Source organism: Sulfuritalea hydrogenivorans sk43H, from assembly GCF_000828635.1.
In the GTDB taxonomy this organism is placed as follows: Bacteria; Pseudomonadota; Gammaproteobacteria; order Burkholderiales; family Rhodocyclaceae; genus Sulfuritalea; species Sulfuritalea hydrogenivorans.
In genome coordinates, this window is record NZ_AP012547.1 from 3,463,644 (window position 1) to 3,478,637 (window position 14,994).

The following is a 14,994-nucleotide window of genomic DNA, read 5'->3' on the forward strand; positions in this document are numbered from 1 at the left end:
GAATTATCTCTTGTCGGTCTTCTCGGACTTCTTCTCGGCCTTCTTCTCCACCGGCGCGACAACAGGCGCGGCCTCGACCGGAACTTCTTCTTCGGCCTTGCCGCCGCGGACGATCACGGTTGCCACCACGGGATCCTCACCCTTGTGCAGCACGGCTTCGACACCGGCCGGCAGCTTGAGGTGCGAAACGTGCATCGAATGGCCGGCAACCATGTCCTTCAGATCGACTTCGATGAAGGTCGGCAGGTCTTTCGCCAGGCAACGTACGTCCAGATCGGACATGACGTGCTGCACCATGCCGCCGGAGAGCTTCACGCCAGGCGAGACATCGGCATTGACGAAGTGCAGCGGCACCTTCTGGTGCAGCTTGTGGGTCGCATCGACGCGCTGGAAATCGACGTGGAGGATCACCGGGCGGTAGGGGTGGCGCTGCACATCGCGCAGCAGGCACATTTCCTTCTTGCCGTCGAAATTGACGTTGAGCACGGAGGAATAGAAGGCCTCCTTGCGCAGCAGCTGAAACAGCTCGTTGTGGTCGATGTCGATCTGCTGCGGCTTGGCCGTGCCGCCATACAGAATGCCGGGTACCCGGCCAGTGCGACGCAGGCGGCGGCTCGCTCCAGTGCCCTGTCCATCGCGCTTGTTTGCGTTGAATTCGAGTTGCATGATTTACTCCAGTAAGTGCTGCTTGAAAAATCCCTCGCCCGCGACCAGGCCAGGGGGTGAAAACGAAGTTTCAGTGGAGGCTAACGTTGGCTTTATCAACGTTAAGCGCAGCGGCCGAAACTAAAAAATCAGTCCATGAACAGCGAGGAGACGGAGGACTCGTTGCTGATGCGCAACATGGTCTCGGCCATCAGCTCGGCGATTGAAATCTGGCGGATGCGCTTGCAGGCGCGGGCTTCGTCCGACAGGGGAATGGTGTCGGTCACGACCAGTTCGTCGAGCTCGGACTCCATGATCCTCGATATGGCGCTGCCCGACAGCACCGGGTGGGTACAGTAGGCCAGCACGCTCTTGGCGCCATGTTCCTTGAGTGCCTGCGCCGCCTTGCACAGCGTGCCGGCGGTATCGACCATGTCGTCCATGATGACGCAGGTGCGGCCATCGACTTCGCCGATGATGTTCATGACTTCCGACACGTTGGCCTTCGGCCGGCGCTTGTCGATGATCGCCAGATCCGATTCGAGGCGCTTGGCCAGCGCACGCGCCCGCACCACGCCGCCGACGTCGGGCGAGACCACCAGCAGGTCCTCGTGGCGCTGCTTCCAGATGTCGCCGAGCAGGATCGGCGCCGCATACACGTTGTCTACCGGGATGTCGAAGAAGCCCTGGATCTGGTCGGCATGCAGGTCGACGGTCAGCACGCGCTGCACCCCGGCCGTCTGCAGCATGTTGGCGACCAGCTTGGCCGTGATCGCGACGCGCGCGGAGCGCGTCCGGCGATCCTGGCGGGCATAACCGAAATACGGAATGGCGGCGGTGATGCGTCCGGCGGAGGCCCGTTTCAGGGCGTCCACCATGACCAGCAGTTCCATCAGGTTGTCGTTGGTCGGATAGCAGGTCGACTGCAGGACGAATACGTCGTGGCCGCGCACATGCTCGAGGATTTCGCAACTGACTTCGCCATCGGAAAAACGGCCGACATTGGCGCGGCCGAGCGAGATGTTCAGACGCTTGACGACATCCGCTGCCAACTTGGGATTGGCATTGCCAGTGAATACCATCAGGCTGTCGTAGGCCATGTCGGTCTGCTCAAGTGAAGCTGGAAGGAAAGAGTCCTGCCGGCGCGATCCGTGAAGGGTTGGCTGGGGAGGAAGGATTCGAACCTTCGCATGCTGGAATCAAAATCCAGTGCCTTAACCAACTTGGCGACTCCCCAACATCGACACCCTGCCTTGAGAGCGGAGGTCGAAAGGACGCGCATTTTCGGGGTTTTCGCTCCCGCTGTCAAATCATGCGAGCGGATGCCGGTCCAGTCCGGCCGCAACAAAGCCTTTCATGCCGGGGGGCAACGCCGCCAGGGCAGCCCGCGCCTCCGGCTCCCGCGCGAACTCGACGAAACAGCAGGCACCCGAACCGCTCATGCGTGCCTCGCCGTAGTGTCGCAGCCAATCCAAATGCCGCGCCACTTCAGGATAAAGCGCGCAGGCGACGGCTTCCAGATCGTTGTGGCCGAAGCCCGGGCGCCAGTCGTCGTCGGCAATGGCCGGCGTGTCGCGGCGCAATTGCGCGGAACGAAAAATTTCAAGCGTGGGCACCGCCACGGCGGGCACCAGCACCAGATACCAGGCCGGCGGGGGAACGAGGTCGGTGAAGCGCTCGCCGATGCCTTCGGCAAAGGCCGTGCGGCCGTGGACGAAGATCGGCACGTCGGCGCCGAGGCCAAGGCCGATCCGCTGCAAGGCGGACGAATCGAGACCGGTGCGCCACAGGCGGTTCAGCGCCATCAGCGTCGTCGCCGCATCCGAGCTGCCGCCGCCCAGCCCGCCGCCCATCGGCAAGCGCTTGTCGACATGCAGCGTGACCCCCGCCGTGGCGCCGGTGGCGGCACGCAAGGCGGTCGCCGCGCGGACCGTCAGGTCGGTCTCGGGCGGTACGCCAGGCAAGGGCGTGGCCAGCGCGATGCGGCCGTCGCTGCGCGGCTCGCAACGGATCGTGTCGCCAAAATCGAGGAAGCGGAACACGGTTTGCAGCAAATGGTAGCCGTCGGCACGGCGACCGACGACATGCAGGAACAGGTTGATCTTGGCCGGCGCCGGCCAGTCGCGATCCCAGTCATTCATTTGGGGCGTCCCAGTCATCGACGACGAGCTTGAAGTCGACATCCTCGCGGTGCGCTTCCAGCACGCGCAAGAGTCGGCGCTGGCGGAACGCCGACGTATCGCTGATCACCACGCGCCAGCCGTCAACCTCGCCGCTCAACTCCGCACGGGCACCGCGCAGCCAGTCGGCCATGGCTTCCAGCGGCAGCGGCGCGCCAAGGACGCGCTGTGCCAGTTGCGGCAGGGTGTCGGCGGTAATCGTCGCCTGGTTCGGCTGCTTCAGCCGCGCGCCATCCTTGTCGTGCGTCAGCTCGGCGAGGCCCTGTCCCAGCGGCGACATCAGCAGCACGACATCGCTGCCCGGCGCATGCTCCCAGCGAAAACGCAGATGGTCCCGGCGTTCGCCCTGACGCAGCGAAATGCGGCCTTCGGCGCTGACGCTCGCGAGCGGCGGGCCGAGGCGGGGCGATGAATCGGCTGGCGGTGCGAGCTCGGCGCAGGCGCCCATCAACAAGGCGGCAAGGCAAACCAGCCAGTGCTGCATCGGGGAACTCAGGGTACGAATCGCTTGATGGTCGCGGCCAGCACTTCGTTGGTCGGGTGCGCCTTGGTCGCCTCGCGCCAGACCACCAATGCCTCGCTGGAACGGCCAAGCGCCCACAGCACCTCGCCGACGTGAGCGGCGATCTCGGCATCGGGTTTCTGCGAGTAGGCCTTTTGCAGGGCCTCCAGCGCCGCGGCGAAATTTCCCTGGCGGAACAGCAGCCAGCCCTTGCTGTCGAGGATGAAGGGATCGTCCGGTGCCAGCGACAAGGCCTTCTCGAGCAGTTGCGCGGCTTCGTCAAGGCGCAGGTTGCGGTCAGCCAGCGAGTAGCCGAGCGCGTTGTAGGCCTGCGCCGAATCCGGCTTGAGGACCATCAGGCGGCGCAGGTGGCGCTCCATGACATCCACGTAACCGAGCTTCTCCGCCGTGAGCGCGGTTTCGTAGAGCAGGTCCGGCTGGTCCGGCTGGACTTCCAGGGCCTTGGCGAGGAAGGAAAAGGCTTCCGCATGGCGCCCGGCATCGCGCAGCAACTGGGACTCCGCCACCACCAGGCGGGCGTCGCCGGGCGCACCGGCACGCGCCGCCGCCAGCCGCTCGCGCGCCTCGTCGAGCTTGTTCTGGCGCAGCAGGACCTGGGCGGCCCGCACCTTCGCCGGCAGCGCATGTTCGCCGGCCAACACCTGGTCGTACCAGCGCAGCGCCTCGTCGGGACGTCCGGACTGATCGGCGATCTGCCCCAGGTAGAAGCGCGCCGGATCCAGTTCGCCGCGCCCGATTTCGACAAAACGCCTGAGTTGCTGCTCGGCTTCGGCGGCATCATTGACTTGCAGCGCGAGTATGCCGACAGCGTAGAGCATGTCCGGATTGTCGGGACTTGTCGACAGCAGGCGGCGAAACTCGACCCGCGCCGCTTCGTAGCGCTTCTCGCTCACCAGGCCCCGGGCATACCCCAGGCGCACATCCTTGGCATCCGGATTGGACTCCAGCCAGGTTTTCAGGAAATCAAGTTGCGCGGCTCCCTTGGGCAACAGCTCCGCCTTGAACAGGGCCGCCAGTTCCCAGCTCGGGCGCAATTCCAGTGTCCGCTCGATTTCGCTGCGCGCGCGGTCCGCATCCCCCGCGCCAACCGCTGTCTGGGCGCGCACCAGGCGGGCTTCGGCAAGGTCGAGGTAGGGCTGGGTCAGTTGATCGAACAGCCGCTGCACCGCAAGCCTGTCGGGATAACGGGCAAACGCGCGCACCATGCGGATCAGCGCATCGCCGATCTGCGGGCCTTCCGCCGCCAGGTCGCGGGCAAGGCTGGTGGCCAGTTCCTCGATGCGTCCGCTGGCGAGCAACAGGGTCGCCAGCATCTGGCGTGCCTGCTGGGATTCCGGCTCAAGGCTCAGCCACAAGCGGGAGGCCTCCAGCGCGGAATCGTACTGCCGCGCATGAAAGGCGATCTCTGCCGCCCGGCGCACGATCCGCGGGTCGCGCGTGCTCTGCGCCAGGTCAAGGTAGGCACCGGCCGAGAGCCCGAACTGGCCGCGCTGGGCAGCGATTTCGGCAAGCAGGAACTGATAGAGGATCTGCCCCGTCAGCTCCTGCTTCGGCAGCCGATCCCCGGCTTTCGCCTGCGCCGGCGCGTCGGGTGCTTTCGCATCGGGCGCCTGCGCCCATGTCGCGGTACTGACCAGTGCCAGCGAAAGCGCAAAAACGGAGGGGGACAAGTTCATGGGCGCGGTACCAGGGCCAAACACTGCCGTCAAACGCGGCGTCACATACAATGCGGCGATGTTAGCAGTTTCGTACCGGTCCCGGCATGCCTGAACTTCCCGAGGTCGAAGTCACCTGTCGCGGCATTGCGCCGGCGCTGACCGGCAGCCGGGTTGTCGGCGTCATTGCGCGAACGCCGGCGCTGCGCTATCCGCTGCCGAAACACCTCGACCGAACGCTCGCCGGATCACGCCTGCTCGCGGTCAAGCGCCGCGGCAAATACCTGCTGCTGGATTTCGGCCACGGCCATCTGCTGATCCATCTCGGCATGTCGGGCAGTCTGCGGCTGGTTCCGGCCGGGCTCGCCGCCGAAAAGCATGATCATTTCGATCTGCTGTTCGCCATCAAGGGCAAATCCGTGGCCCTGCGCCTGCGCGACCCCCGCCGCTTCGGCGCCATCCTCTGGCTTGAGGCCGACCCACTGCGGCATCCGCTGCTGGCCGTGCTCGGTGTCGAACCGCTGACCGAAGAATTCAGTGCCGCATGGCTCAAACAGGAACTTGCCGGACTCGCGGCGGCGATCAAGCCGACCCTGATGGACAGCCATCGCGTGGTCGGCATCGGCAATATCTATGCGTCGGAAAGCCTGTTTCGCGCCGGAATCGATCCGCGCACGCCGGCGGGCAAGGTCTCCCTGAAACGCCTGGAACGCCTGGTGCCGGCGATCAAGACGACGCTGGCGGCAGCGATCGCTGCCGGCGGCAGCAGCCTGCGCGACTTCATTCGTTCCGACGGCAGCTCGGGCTATTTCCAGCAGCAGTATTTCGTGTATGGCCGCGGCGGCGAGCCCTGCCGGGTTTGCGGGCACCCCATCCGGGAACTGCGGCAGGGACAGCGCGCGACATTTTTCTGCGCCCGCTGCCAGCGCTAAAGCTTGCTTACTTCGTCGCGGTCAGCTGAAGGAACTTCGCCATCAGCTGGTCCTTCGATTCCACATGGTTGGGATCGTCGGGAATGCAATCGACGGGGCAGACTTCGCGACACTGCGGCGTATCGAAGTGGCCGACGCACTCGGTGCACTTGTTCGGATCGATGATGTAGATTTCATCGCCCTGCGAAATCGCGTTGTTCGGGCACTCGGGCTCGCATACGTCGCAGTTGATGCATTCATCGGTGATCATCAGGGACATGATTTTTTCCTTTTGGCTTTCTGCAGAATGATTAGTTGCGCTTCTCGATCTTCGCGGCAAGCCGTCTCTGGACCTGCGGCGGCACGAACTTGGAAACGTCGCCGCCCAGCGAGGCGATTTCCCTCACCATCGTCGCGGAGACGAACATGTACTGGTCCGACGGCGTGAGGAACACGGTTTCGACATCGGGATAGAGATTGCGGTTCATGCCCGCCATCTGGAACTCGTATTCGAAGTCGGAAACGGCGCGCAGACCGCGCATGATCACGCTGGCGCCATGCTGGCGCATGAAATCCATGAGCAGGCAGTCGAAGCCGTGGATCTCGACGTTGGGGTAATCCGTCAGCACTTCGCGGGCGATCTCGACCCGCTCGGCCAGTGAAAACATCGGGCGCTTGCTGCGGCTCTCGGCAACGCCGATGATGACCCGCTCGAACAGCCGCGAGGCACGCCTCACGAGATCCTCGTGACCGCTGGTGAGGGGATCGAAGGTCCCCGGATAAACGGCGATGCTCTTGCTCATGCCTGCTCCAGCAGGTGAAAGAAAACCTGGCCGGCGCGCCCCTGCTTGACGACCGACCAGCGGCCCAGCCGCTCCAGAGGCATCTCGGCCTCCGCATACAGTCTTGCGTTCGGCGCAGCCAACTGCTCCAGCCGGGGCTCGATGCGCGCCAGCCAGCCCTGTCCATACGGCGGATCGAGAAACACCAGATCGAAGCGCCGACCGGACGAGGGCACGAATTTTAGCGCATCGCAGCAAAATAGTTCCACATGCGGGCTCGCAAAACCATCGGCATGTTTCTTCAGCGCCGTGAACGCCGGGCGCGAACGCTCCACCAGGACGACAGGGGCGGCTCCGCGCGAAGCCGCCTCGAAGCCGAGAATCCCGCTGCCGGCAAACAGGTCAAGGCAGGAAAGTCCGCTCAGATCCTGGCCCAGCCAGTTGAACAAGGTCTCGCGCACCCGATCCGGTGTCGGCCGCAAGCCAGGCGCGTCGGCCACCTCGATCAGGCGGCTGCGCCATTCGCCGCCGGTGATGCGGATGCGGCTCACTACGCCACCGCAGGGCCGCCCCAAGGCGGCGTCAGCAACGATGACGAAAGCGGCGCATCGCGCCGCTGAACCAGCGTCACCCCCTTCCCTGGGAAGGGGGGTGGGGGAAGGGCGGCATCGTTCAGTCAGCCGCGACGATCACCGTCATCAGGTTTTCGGCCTTTACGTGGCGGGCGAAGGCGGCTTTGACCTGCTCGACCGTGACTGCTTTCACCTTGGCCGGGAATTCGTCGAGATAGGTCAGAGGCAAGCCGTAGAAGCCTATCGCGGAAAGATAACCGAGCAGCTTGGCATTGCTGTCCATGCGCAGCGCGAGGCCGTCGACCAGGTTCTTCTTCGCCGCCGCCAGCTCCTTCGGCGTCGGGCCCTTGGCGATGTAGTCGGTGAGTACTTCATCCACCACCTTGAGCGCATCCGGAACCTGCTCGCGCTTGGTCTGCAGGCCAATCTCGAACGGTCCTTCGAGCTTGCGCGGCGCGAAGTAGGAATACACGCTGTAGGCGTAGCCGCGCTTTTCGCGGACTTCCTTCATCAGCCGCGAGACGAAGCCGCCGCCACCCAGGGTGTAGTTTCCGACCAGCAGCGGGAAGTAGTCCGCGTCGCTGCGCCGGATCGCCGGCAGGCCGATGTGGATATGGCTCTGTGCCGCCGGGTGGGCGATCTTGAGCGTGCCGCGCAGCGGCTTTTTCACGTCCGGCGGGACAAGCTTGCCGCCTCCCGCGGGAAGCACTTCGGTCAAATGCTGCGCAATGGCCTCCGCCTCCGCCCTTGATACGTCGCCGATGATCGACACGACGGCGCCCTTTGCGCCATAGTGCTGACGATGAAATGCGACGAGGTCCTCGCGCGTGATGGCGCCCACGCTGTCCACGGTCGGGCTGACGCCGTAGGGATGGTCGGGGTAGATCGCGGCGGCGAAACGCTTGCCGGCGATGGTGTCGGGACGCGTCTCGGCTTCGCGGATGCTGGCGATGGTGCGTCCCTTTTCCCGCTCCAGCACCGCTTGCGGGAAAGTCGGCGCTGACAGGACGGTGCGCATCAGGTTCAAGGCCGCCTCGCGCTCCGCCCTGGCCGAGAGCGTGCGCATGCTGACGCTGGCGCGGTCGCTGTCGACGCCGCCGCCCAGGCGCGCGCCGATGTCGACCAGGCGTCCGGCAATCTGCTCTTCATCGAGGTCCGCGGCGCCGGTCTCCAGCAGGCCGTGCGTCACACTGGCCAGGCCGGACTTACCCGCGGGAACGAACGCGCTGCCCGCGGCAAAATCGATCTGGACGTCGAGGATGGGCAACACGCGTGTCTCGACAAAATAGACCTGCGCCCCGGAGGGAGCCGTCCAGTGTTCGATCTTGACGCCGGCAAAAGCGAGCGACGGGACAATGGAAGACAGCAGCAGAACAATCAGTGTACGCATCAGTGCCTCGCTGCCCCGGAGGGCTTCTTCGGTTTGCTTTGTTCGATGGGCTGCGGATCGAGCACGGCGATGGAGAGCGTGTCGTCCTTGAAGTATTTCTTCGCCACGGCCTGCACCTCTTCCGCCGTAACGCTTTTCACTTTTTCGAGCAGGGTGTCGATGTCGCGCCATGACTGCCCCGCCGCCTCGGCACCGCCGATTTCCATGGCCTGCGCCATCAGCGAATCGCGTTTATATATCTGGGCGGCAATGGACTGGGTCTTGACCCGGGCGAGCTCCTCGGCCGAGACGCCCTCGTCCTGAATGCGCTTGATTTCGCCGCGCAGGGCCGCTTCGAGATCGGCAATGGTCTTGCCTTCGGCCGGCTGTCCGTCGAGGACGAAGTTCGTCTCGCCGCGCAGCGTCGGATCGTAGCCGGCGCCGGCGGACTGGGCGACGCGACTGCCGCGCACCAGGTTTTTGGCAAAGCGCGAAGCCTCGTGCCCATCGAGCACCGACGCCAGCACATCCAGTGCATACGGGTCGCGATCCTTCTGCACATCGCGCAACTTTGGGGCCTTCCATGCCATGGCAAGGTAAGGCAGCTTGGCGGGTGCCTTGACGCTTACCCGGCGGATGCCCGCCTGCTCGGGTTCGTTCTGCGGCTTGCGTTCCGGCAGGGCGTGCGGCTTGTGCGGGCCATAGTATTTCTGTGCCAGGCGAAATACCTCGCGGTGATCGACGTCGCCCACCACCACCACGTAGGCGTTGTTCGGCGCGTACCACTGCCGATACCAGTCGCGCGCGTCCTGCCAGGTCATGTGTTCGAGATCGTCCATCCAGCCGATGATCGGGCGCCGATAGGGATGCACCTGGAAGATCGTCGAATTCAAGGCTTCATGCACCAGGGCATGCGGATTGTCGTCGGTGCGCAACCGCCGCTCTTCCATCACCACCTTGATCTCGGCGGCGAACTCCTTGGCATCGAGAGTCAGGTTCGCCATGCGGTCCGCTTCGAGCTTCATCATGTCAGGCAGTGCGGCCTTCGGCACGATCTGGAAATACGCCGTGTAGTCGCGGCTGGTGAAGGCGTTGTCACGGCCACCGGCTTCGGCCACGCGCTTGTTGAATTCGCCCGGACGCAGGTTCTTCGTACCCTTGAACATCAGGTGCTCCAGCACATGGGCGACACCCGAGGTGCCATCCTTTTCGTCCATGCTGCCGGCGCGATACCAGACCATATGCACCGCCGTCGGCGCCCGGCGGTCTTCCTTGACGATGACGCGCAAGCCGTTGGCGAGCTTCGTTTCGAACGGGTTGGCAAGAGTCGGCGCTGGCGACACGGCGAAAGCCAGCACAACTGAGGCGGCGAGCAATGGTTTCATGTCAGGTCTGGGCGGTTGGCGCGGTTGGGATGAAAAGGGCTTCTGTTAAAATCCTGATCGCGCATCTTAGCGCGGCTCCCGCTTCCGACAGCATTCCGCATGTTTGGTTTCCTGAAAACAAAGGACGATCCCGCAGCGCCGTCGGCAGCGGCGACAGCGGCACGCGCTCCATGGAGCGAACGCCTCAAGGCCGGCCTTTCGCGCACCCGTGAAACCCTCAACACGCCGCTGACGGAACTCTTCAGCCGGGCGAAGATCGACGACGATCTGCTCGATGATCTGGAAACCACGCTGCTGACGGCGGATTGCGGCGTCGACGCCACGCACTGGCTGCTGGCTGAGCTCAAGGCCACCGTCAAGCGCGACAGGCTGGAAACCCCGGCCCAGCTGCGATCGGCCCTGACGCAGGGGCTGCGCACGCTGCTCGCCCCGCTGGAGCAACCACTGCAAGCCGAAGGCCATCAGCCCTTCGTCATCATGATCGCGGGCGTCAATGGCGCCGGCAAGACCACCTCGATCGGCAAGCTGGCCAAACATTTCCAGAGCCAGGGCAAGAGCGTCCTGCTCGCCGCCGGCGACACCTTCCGCGCCGCGGCGCGCGAGCAACTGACGGCCTGGGGCGAACGAAACGGCGTTACCGTCATCGCCCAGGAATCCGGCGATCCGGCGGCGGTGGTGTTCGACGCCATCCATGCCGCCCGCGCCCGCAAGATCGACGTGGTACTGGCCGACACCGCGGGACGTCTGCCGACGCAGCTGCACCTGATGGAAGAAATCGCCAAGGTGCGCCGCGTGATCCAGAAGGCCCATGACACCGGGCCGCACGAAGTGCTGCTGGTGCTCGACGCCAACATCGGCCAGAACGCCGTGCAGCAGGTCAAGGCCTTCGACAAGGCGATCGGCGTCACCGGGCTGGTGATCACCAAACTCGACGGCACTGCCAAGGGCGGCGTGCTCGCCGCCATCGCCCGTCAGTGTCCGAAACCGGTGCGCTTCATCGGCGTCGGCGAGGGCATCGACGACCTGCAGGCCTTCCGCACCGGGGAATTCGTCGAAGCGCTGCTGGGACCCTCATCGGGTTCCTCGCCGGGTGCTTCCTCTTGATCCGCTTCGACCGCGTTTCCAAGCGCTATCCGCCGGGCATCGATGCGCTGTCCGACCTCAGTTTCGAGGTGGCCGAGGGCGAAATGGTGGTGGTCAGCGGCCACTCGGGCGCCGGCAAATCGACGCTGCTGAAACTCATTGCGGCCGTGGAAAAGTCCACCGGGGGCGCGGTTCTGGTCGGCGGCCAGAATATCGGCGGCCTGGCCCGATCCGCATTGCCCTTCCTGCGCCGGCGCATCGGCATGGTGTTCCAGGATCAGAAGCTGCTGTTCGATCGCAGCGTGTTCGACAACGTCATGCTACCCCTGTCGATCGCCGGTTTCCCGGCCAGGGATGCGGCCATGCGCGTTCGCGCGGCACTCGACAAGGTCGGCCTCGCCAACCGCGAGAAAGCCCTGCCGGTCATGCTTTCGGGGGGCGAACAGCAGCGTCTGGCGATCGCCCGCGCCGTGGTGAATCGACCTAGCCTGCTGCTGGCCGATGAGCCCACCGCCCATCTCGACCACGAAACCGCTGCGGATGTCGCGCGCATCTTCCACGAGTTCCACCGCGTAGGCGTTACCCTGCTGATCGCAACCTACGCCTACGATCTGTTTCCCGGCGCACGGCGCTTGCAGCTCGATCACGGGAAACTGGTGCCATGAAAGTCTGGCTCGGCCACCACAACGGCGCGGCCCTGCTGGCACTGCGCAGACTGGCCGCGGCGCCCGTGAACAGCCTGCTGTCCCTGCTCGCCATCGGCGTTGCCCTGGCCCTGCCGGCGGGTGGCCAGATGTTGCTGGCCAACGCAATGCACCTGGCCGGCACGACTTCGGCCGTGCCGCAGATTTCCATTTTCATGGCCACCACTGCGGAGCGGAGGGCGGCGAGCGAGATCGAATCGCGCCTCGGCAAATATGGCGGCGTGAAACATGTGCAGTTCGTGCCGCGCGAGGAAACGCTCGCCCGGATGAAAACCAACCCCGGTCTGCGCGATGTGGTCGAGGCCTTGCCGGGAAACCCGTTCCCCGACGCCTTCGTCGTCACCGCCAGCGACGACCGGCCCGAGGCGATGGAAAAGCTGGCGGTGGAATTCCGTCAGTGGCCCAAGGTCGAGCATGTCCAGCTGGACTCCGCCTGGGTGCGCCGACTCGACGCCCTGCTGAAGCTCGGACGCACGGCCGTGCTGCTCCTCGGCATATTGCTCGGAACCGGGCTGATCGCCATCAGCTTCAGCATCATTCGCATGCAGGTACTCACCCATCGGGCCGAAATCGAGGTGAGCCAGTTGCTCGGTGCGACGGATGGCTTCATCCAGCGCCCTTTCCTCTACTACGGCGTCCTGCTGGGACTGGGCGGCGGTATCGTCGCCTGGCTGCTTGTAGGCGCGGCGGCATTCTGGTTGCGTGCGCCCTTGGGTGAATTGGTGCGCCTGTATGACCTCACGCTCGTCCTGCAGGCCCTGGACGCGCGCGATTCGGCGATGCTGCTCGGCTTTGCCGCCGGCCTTGGCTGGCTGGGAGCGATGATCTCCTTGCGGCAGCATTTGCGACAATATTGAAAGCCGGCCTTCGACACAGGCAATACCGGGGAATCCCGGCGCAGCGGCCGTAACTAAAACGAAGCGGCGCAAAGTTTCAGTGGAGGCTAATGCCAGACTTATCGGCGTTAAGCGCAGCGGCCGTAACTAAAAACCCACATTGCGTTTGATGCGGCGGCCAACACTGGATAGGAATGCATGATTCGAGCGATAATACAAAAATGAGCGAAGAACAACCCATCGAACAACCTCCCCTGGAGTCCGCGCCCGCCGAGCAACCGCCCGCCGAGCCGGTACGCAACGAACCGCCGCCGCCGGATCCGCGTCGTCGCTTGCGGGAATTGCTGGCCATTCCCGACCATCAGCGCACCGACGCCATCTGGGACGAGATCATCGAACTCGAGATTTGCCTGGCGCCAGGCAACCGTATTCAGGGAGCGCCGGGGCAGCAGCAGGAGCCTGGACGGCGTCAGCAAGGTCCGGGCCAAGGGCAGGGACGGCGCCCGGAGCAGCCGAGACGGCAGGATGCAACTCCTGGCAGCAAGCCTTCAAAACGCTTTTTCAAAAAGCCGAAGCGCCCTCAGGGGACCCCGCCGAAAGTCTGAGGTTTGCCCTTCGAGCCTTTGTTCCATCGCCCTCGGCGAGGGTTCGATACCGGCCACTACCGACTCTGAACGACAATCGGCGCACCGCGCATTTTGCCTGCCGCCGACAATTCCCGACAAAATTTGTCGGGAACTTTTCCGGTAATTGGCACTCTCAGTTCAAGAGTGCTAATATTGCCCAAAAGGAGGTCGTACCATGAGTCATACCGCGTCTCTTGACCATTTGCCGATGCTTGCCGGTAGCGGCAGCATTGAAGCTTTCATTTCTGCGGCGAATCGGGTGCCGATGCTCAGCGAAGTGGAAGAACAGGCTCTTGCACGCCGTTTCCGGGAACACGAGGATCTTGACGCTGCGCGCCAGCTGGTCACGTCCCATCTGCGCTTGGTGATTGCCATTGCGCGCGGCTATCTGGGTTATGGCCTGCCCCATGCCGACTTGATACAGGAAGGCAATATCGGCCTGATGAAGGCGGTCAAGCGTTTCGACCCCGATCGCGGCGTGCGTCTGGTGTCGTTCGCCATGCACTGGATCAAGGCCGAGATTCACGAATACATCCTGAAGAACTGGCGCCTGGTCAAGATCGCAACGACGAAGGCGCAGCGCAAGCTGTTCTTCAACCTGCGCAGCATCAAGGCCTCATTGGCGCAGGATGCCGATTCGCGGCAGGGGTTCAACACGCTGGGAGCGGAAGAAGTATCGGCCGTGGCGAAACAGCTCGGCGTCAAGCCGGAAGAGGTCATCGAGATGGAAACGCGCCTGACAGGTGCCGATGTCTCGTTGGAACCGCTGTCGGATACCGAAGAGGAAAGCTACGCCCCCATTGCCTATCTGGCAGCGGATCGCAGCGTCGAGCCTTTGGCGATGCTCGAGCGCAAGGAATATGACCGCATGCAGGACGAAGGCCTGAGTTCGGCGCTGGCCAGTCTCGACGAGCGCAGCCGCGCCATCGTTCAGCGTCGCTGGCTGGTGGCTGACGGCGAAGAAGCCGCAACGTTGCACGAACTGGCGGCCGAATATGGCGTGTCGGCCGAGCGCATTCGCCAGATCGAAGTCAAGGCCATGCAGAAAATGAAGGGCCAGCTGGCAGCCTGAAAAACTTCTGCGACATCACAAAAACGGGCCGCTTTTTCGGAAGCGGCCCGTTTTTATTTGTCCTGCCGCTACTCTCCGGCGAGCAGCCGCTTGATATCCTGCGTCACGCGCTCCGGCGTTTCGCCATGGCGGACATACAGCCTGAGCCGTCCGCGCGGATCGAAAACGTAGCTGCCGGCGGTGTGGTCCACCGTGTATGCCGAAGGCGTCTTGCCCGGCTGCTTGCGATAGAAGATCTTGAACTCGCCTGCCGTCGCGGCAGTCGCCGCCGCATCGCCATACAGGCCAAGAAAGGACGGGTGAAAAGCCGGTACGTATTGCGCCAGGAGTTGCGGCGTATCGCGCTCGGGGTCCACCGTGACGAACAGTACCTGCACCCGTTCGGCATCCGCCCCGAGCTTCGCCATCAGTTCGCGCATGCTGCTCATGGTGGTCGGACAAACATCGGGGCACTGCGTGTAGCCGAAGAACATGAGTACCGTACGGCCCTTGAAATCTGCCAGTCGGCGCGGCGTGCCGTTGTGATCGGTGAGGGCGAAATCCCTGCCCCAGTCAATCCCGGAAAGTTCGGTGGCGTTGAACCTGGCCGGCGGGCTGCAGCCGGCAATCAGCAACAGCAGCACCGACAGCAGCAGCGCGCGCATCCCGGCG

General features: G+C 64.2%; 17 protein-coding genes and 1 tRNA gene. 6 read left to right on the forward strand and 12 right to left on the reverse strand.

Annotated elements, in window-relative coordinates; genetic code table 11:
• Nucleotides 1–3: 3 nt before the first annotated feature.
• From SUTH_RS16455 to SUTH_RS16480, 6 genes are all read right to left on the reverse strand, one after another.
• Complete coding sequence (locus SUTH_RS16455) at nucleotides 4–666, reverse strand: 50S ribosomal protein L25/general stress protein Ctc (RefSeq protein WP_052473726.1); 663 nt, start codon at nucleotides 664–666, stop codon at nucleotides 4–6.
• Nucleotides 667–794: 128 nt separating this feature from the next.
• Nucleotides 795–1,745: a ribose-phosphate pyrophosphokinase gene (locus SUTH_RS16460; protein WP_041100795.1), complete on the reverse strand. Its 951-nt coding sequence runs from the start codon at nucleotides 1,743–1,745 to the stop codon at nucleotides 795–797.
• Between the two features lie 60 nt (nucleotides 1,746–1,805).
• Nucleotides 1,806–1,882, reverse strand: a tRNA-Gln gene (locus SUTH_RS16465).
• A gap of 73 nt (nucleotides 1,883–1,955) precedes the next feature.
• Nucleotides 1,956–2,786, reverse strand: coding sequence for a 4-(cytidine 5'-diphospho)-2-C-methyl-D-erythritol kinase (gene ispE, locus SUTH_RS16470; protein ID WP_041100796.1), 831 nt, complete (start codon nucleotides 2,784–2,786; stop codon nucleotides 1,956–1,958).
• On the reverse strand, nucleotides 2,779–3,309 hold the full coding sequence (locus SUTH_RS18720) for an outer membrane lipoprotein LolB (protein ID WP_052473727.1): 531 nt from the start codon (nucleotides 3,307–3,309) through the stop codon (nucleotides 2,779–2,781). The genes ispE and SUTH_RS18720 overlap by 8 nt, the downstream gene beginning before the upstream one ends.
• Nucleotides 3,310–3,317: 8 nt before the next feature.
• Entirely contained in the window at nucleotides 3,318–5,024 is a 1,707-nt protein-coding gene (locus tag SUTH_RS16480) for a tetratricopeptide repeat protein (RefSeq protein ID WP_052473728.1), read from the reverse strand.
• Between the two features lie 86 nt (nucleotides 5,025–5,110).
• Here SUTH_RS16480 and mutM point away from each other — a divergent pair, with 86 nt between their 5' ends.
• Entirely contained in the window at nucleotides 5,111–5,935 is an 825-nt protein-coding gene (gene mutM / locus SUTH_RS16485; RefSeq protein WP_041100797.1) for a bifunctional DNA-formamidopyrimidine glycosylase/DNA-(apurinic or apyrimidinic site) lyase, read from the forward strand.
• A 7-nt stretch (nucleotides 5,936–5,942) separates the two neighbouring features.
• Here the strand turns inward: mutM and SUTH_RS16490 are convergent, their stop codons facing one another.
• From SUTH_RS16490 to SUTH_RS16510, 5 genes are all read right to left on the reverse strand, one after another.
• Nucleotides 5,943–6,194, reverse strand: coding sequence for a YfhL family 4Fe-4S dicluster ferredoxin (locus tag SUTH_RS16490; RefSeq protein WP_041100799.1), 252 nt, complete (start codon nucleotides 6,192–6,194; stop codon nucleotides 5,943–5,945).
• 31 nt (nucleotides 6,195–6,225) lie between these two features.
• Nucleotides 6,226–6,717, reverse strand: a complete 492-nt coding sequence (gene coaD / locus SUTH_RS16495; protein ID WP_041100801.1) for a pantetheine-phosphate adenylyltransferase — start codon at nucleotides 6,715–6,717, stop codon at nucleotides 6,226–6,228.
• Complete coding sequence (gene rsmD, locus SUTH_RS16500; RefSeq protein WP_041100803.1) at nucleotides 6,714–7,247, reverse strand: 16S rRNA (guanine(966)-N(2))-methyltransferase RsmD; 534 nt, start codon at nucleotides 7,245–7,247, stop codon at nucleotides 6,714–6,716. The genes coaD and rsmD overlap by 4 nt, the downstream gene beginning before the upstream one ends.
• Before the next feature lie 121 nt (nucleotides 7,248–7,368).
• Complete coding sequence (locus tag SUTH_RS16505) at nucleotides 7,369–8,658, reverse strand: M16 family metallopeptidase (protein ID WP_084207463.1); 1,290 nt, start codon at nucleotides 8,656–8,658, stop codon at nucleotides 7,369–7,371.
• Nucleotides 8,658–10,022, reverse strand: coding sequence for a M16 family metallopeptidase (locus tag SUTH_RS16510; RefSeq protein ID WP_041100805.1), 1,365 nt, complete (start codon nucleotides 10,020–10,022; stop codon nucleotides 8,658–8,660). Before SUTH_RS16510 ends, SUTH_RS16505 begins: the two co-directional genes overlap by 1 nt.
• Before the next feature lie 99 nt (nucleotides 10,023–10,121).
• On the opposite strand from SUTH_RS16510, the gene ftsY reads away from it, so the two are divergent.
• From ftsY to rpoH, 5 genes are all read left to right on the forward strand, one after another.
• Nucleotides 10,122–11,126 carry a signal recognition particle-docking protein FtsY gene (gene ftsY, locus SUTH_RS16515; RefSeq protein ID WP_041100807.1) on the forward strand — a complete coding sequence of 335 codons (1,005 nt, stop codon included), beginning with the start codon at nucleotides 10,122–10,124 and terminating at the stop codon, nucleotides 11,124–11,126.
• Nucleotides 11,123–11,770 carry a cell division ATP-binding protein FtsE gene (locus SUTH_RS16520; protein ID WP_041100809.1) on the forward strand — a complete coding sequence of 216 codons (648 nt, stop codon included), beginning with the start codon at nucleotides 11,123–11,125 and terminating at the stop codon, nucleotides 11,768–11,770. Before ftsY ends, SUTH_RS16520 begins: the two co-directional genes overlap by 4 nt.
• Nucleotides 11,767–12,666 (forward strand): permease-like cell division protein FtsX, encoded by a 900-nt coding sequence (gene ftsX / locus SUTH_RS16525; protein WP_041100810.1) that lies wholly within the window; start codon nucleotides 11,767–11,769, stop codon nucleotides 12,664–12,666. Before SUTH_RS16520 ends, ftsX begins: the two co-directional genes overlap by 4 nt.
• Before the next feature lie 200 nt (nucleotides 12,667–12,866).
• The gene (locus SUTH_RS19150) at nucleotides 12,867–13,250 is read left to right on the forward strand and encodes a hypothetical protein (RefSeq protein WP_231851058.1); all 384 of its coding nucleotides are present in this window, start codon (nucleotides 12,867–12,869) and stop codon (nucleotides 13,248–13,250) included.
• A 196-nt stretch (nucleotides 13,251–13,446) separates the two neighbouring features.
• Nucleotides 13,447–14,343, forward strand: coding sequence for an RNA polymerase sigma factor RpoH (gene rpoH / locus SUTH_RS16535; RefSeq protein ID WP_041100814.1), 897 nt, complete (start codon nucleotides 13,447–13,449; stop codon nucleotides 14,341–14,343).
• Nucleotides 14,344–14,411: 68 nt separating this feature from the next.
• Here rpoH and SUTH_RS16540 read toward each other — a convergent pair whose 3' ends face one another.
• The gene (locus SUTH_RS16540) at nucleotides 14,412–14,987 is read right to left on the reverse strand and encodes an SCO family protein (protein ID WP_041100815.1); all 576 of its coding nucleotides are present in this window, start codon (nucleotides 14,985–14,987) and stop codon (nucleotides 14,412–14,414) included.
• Nucleotides 14,988–14,994: the final 7 nt, after the last annotated feature.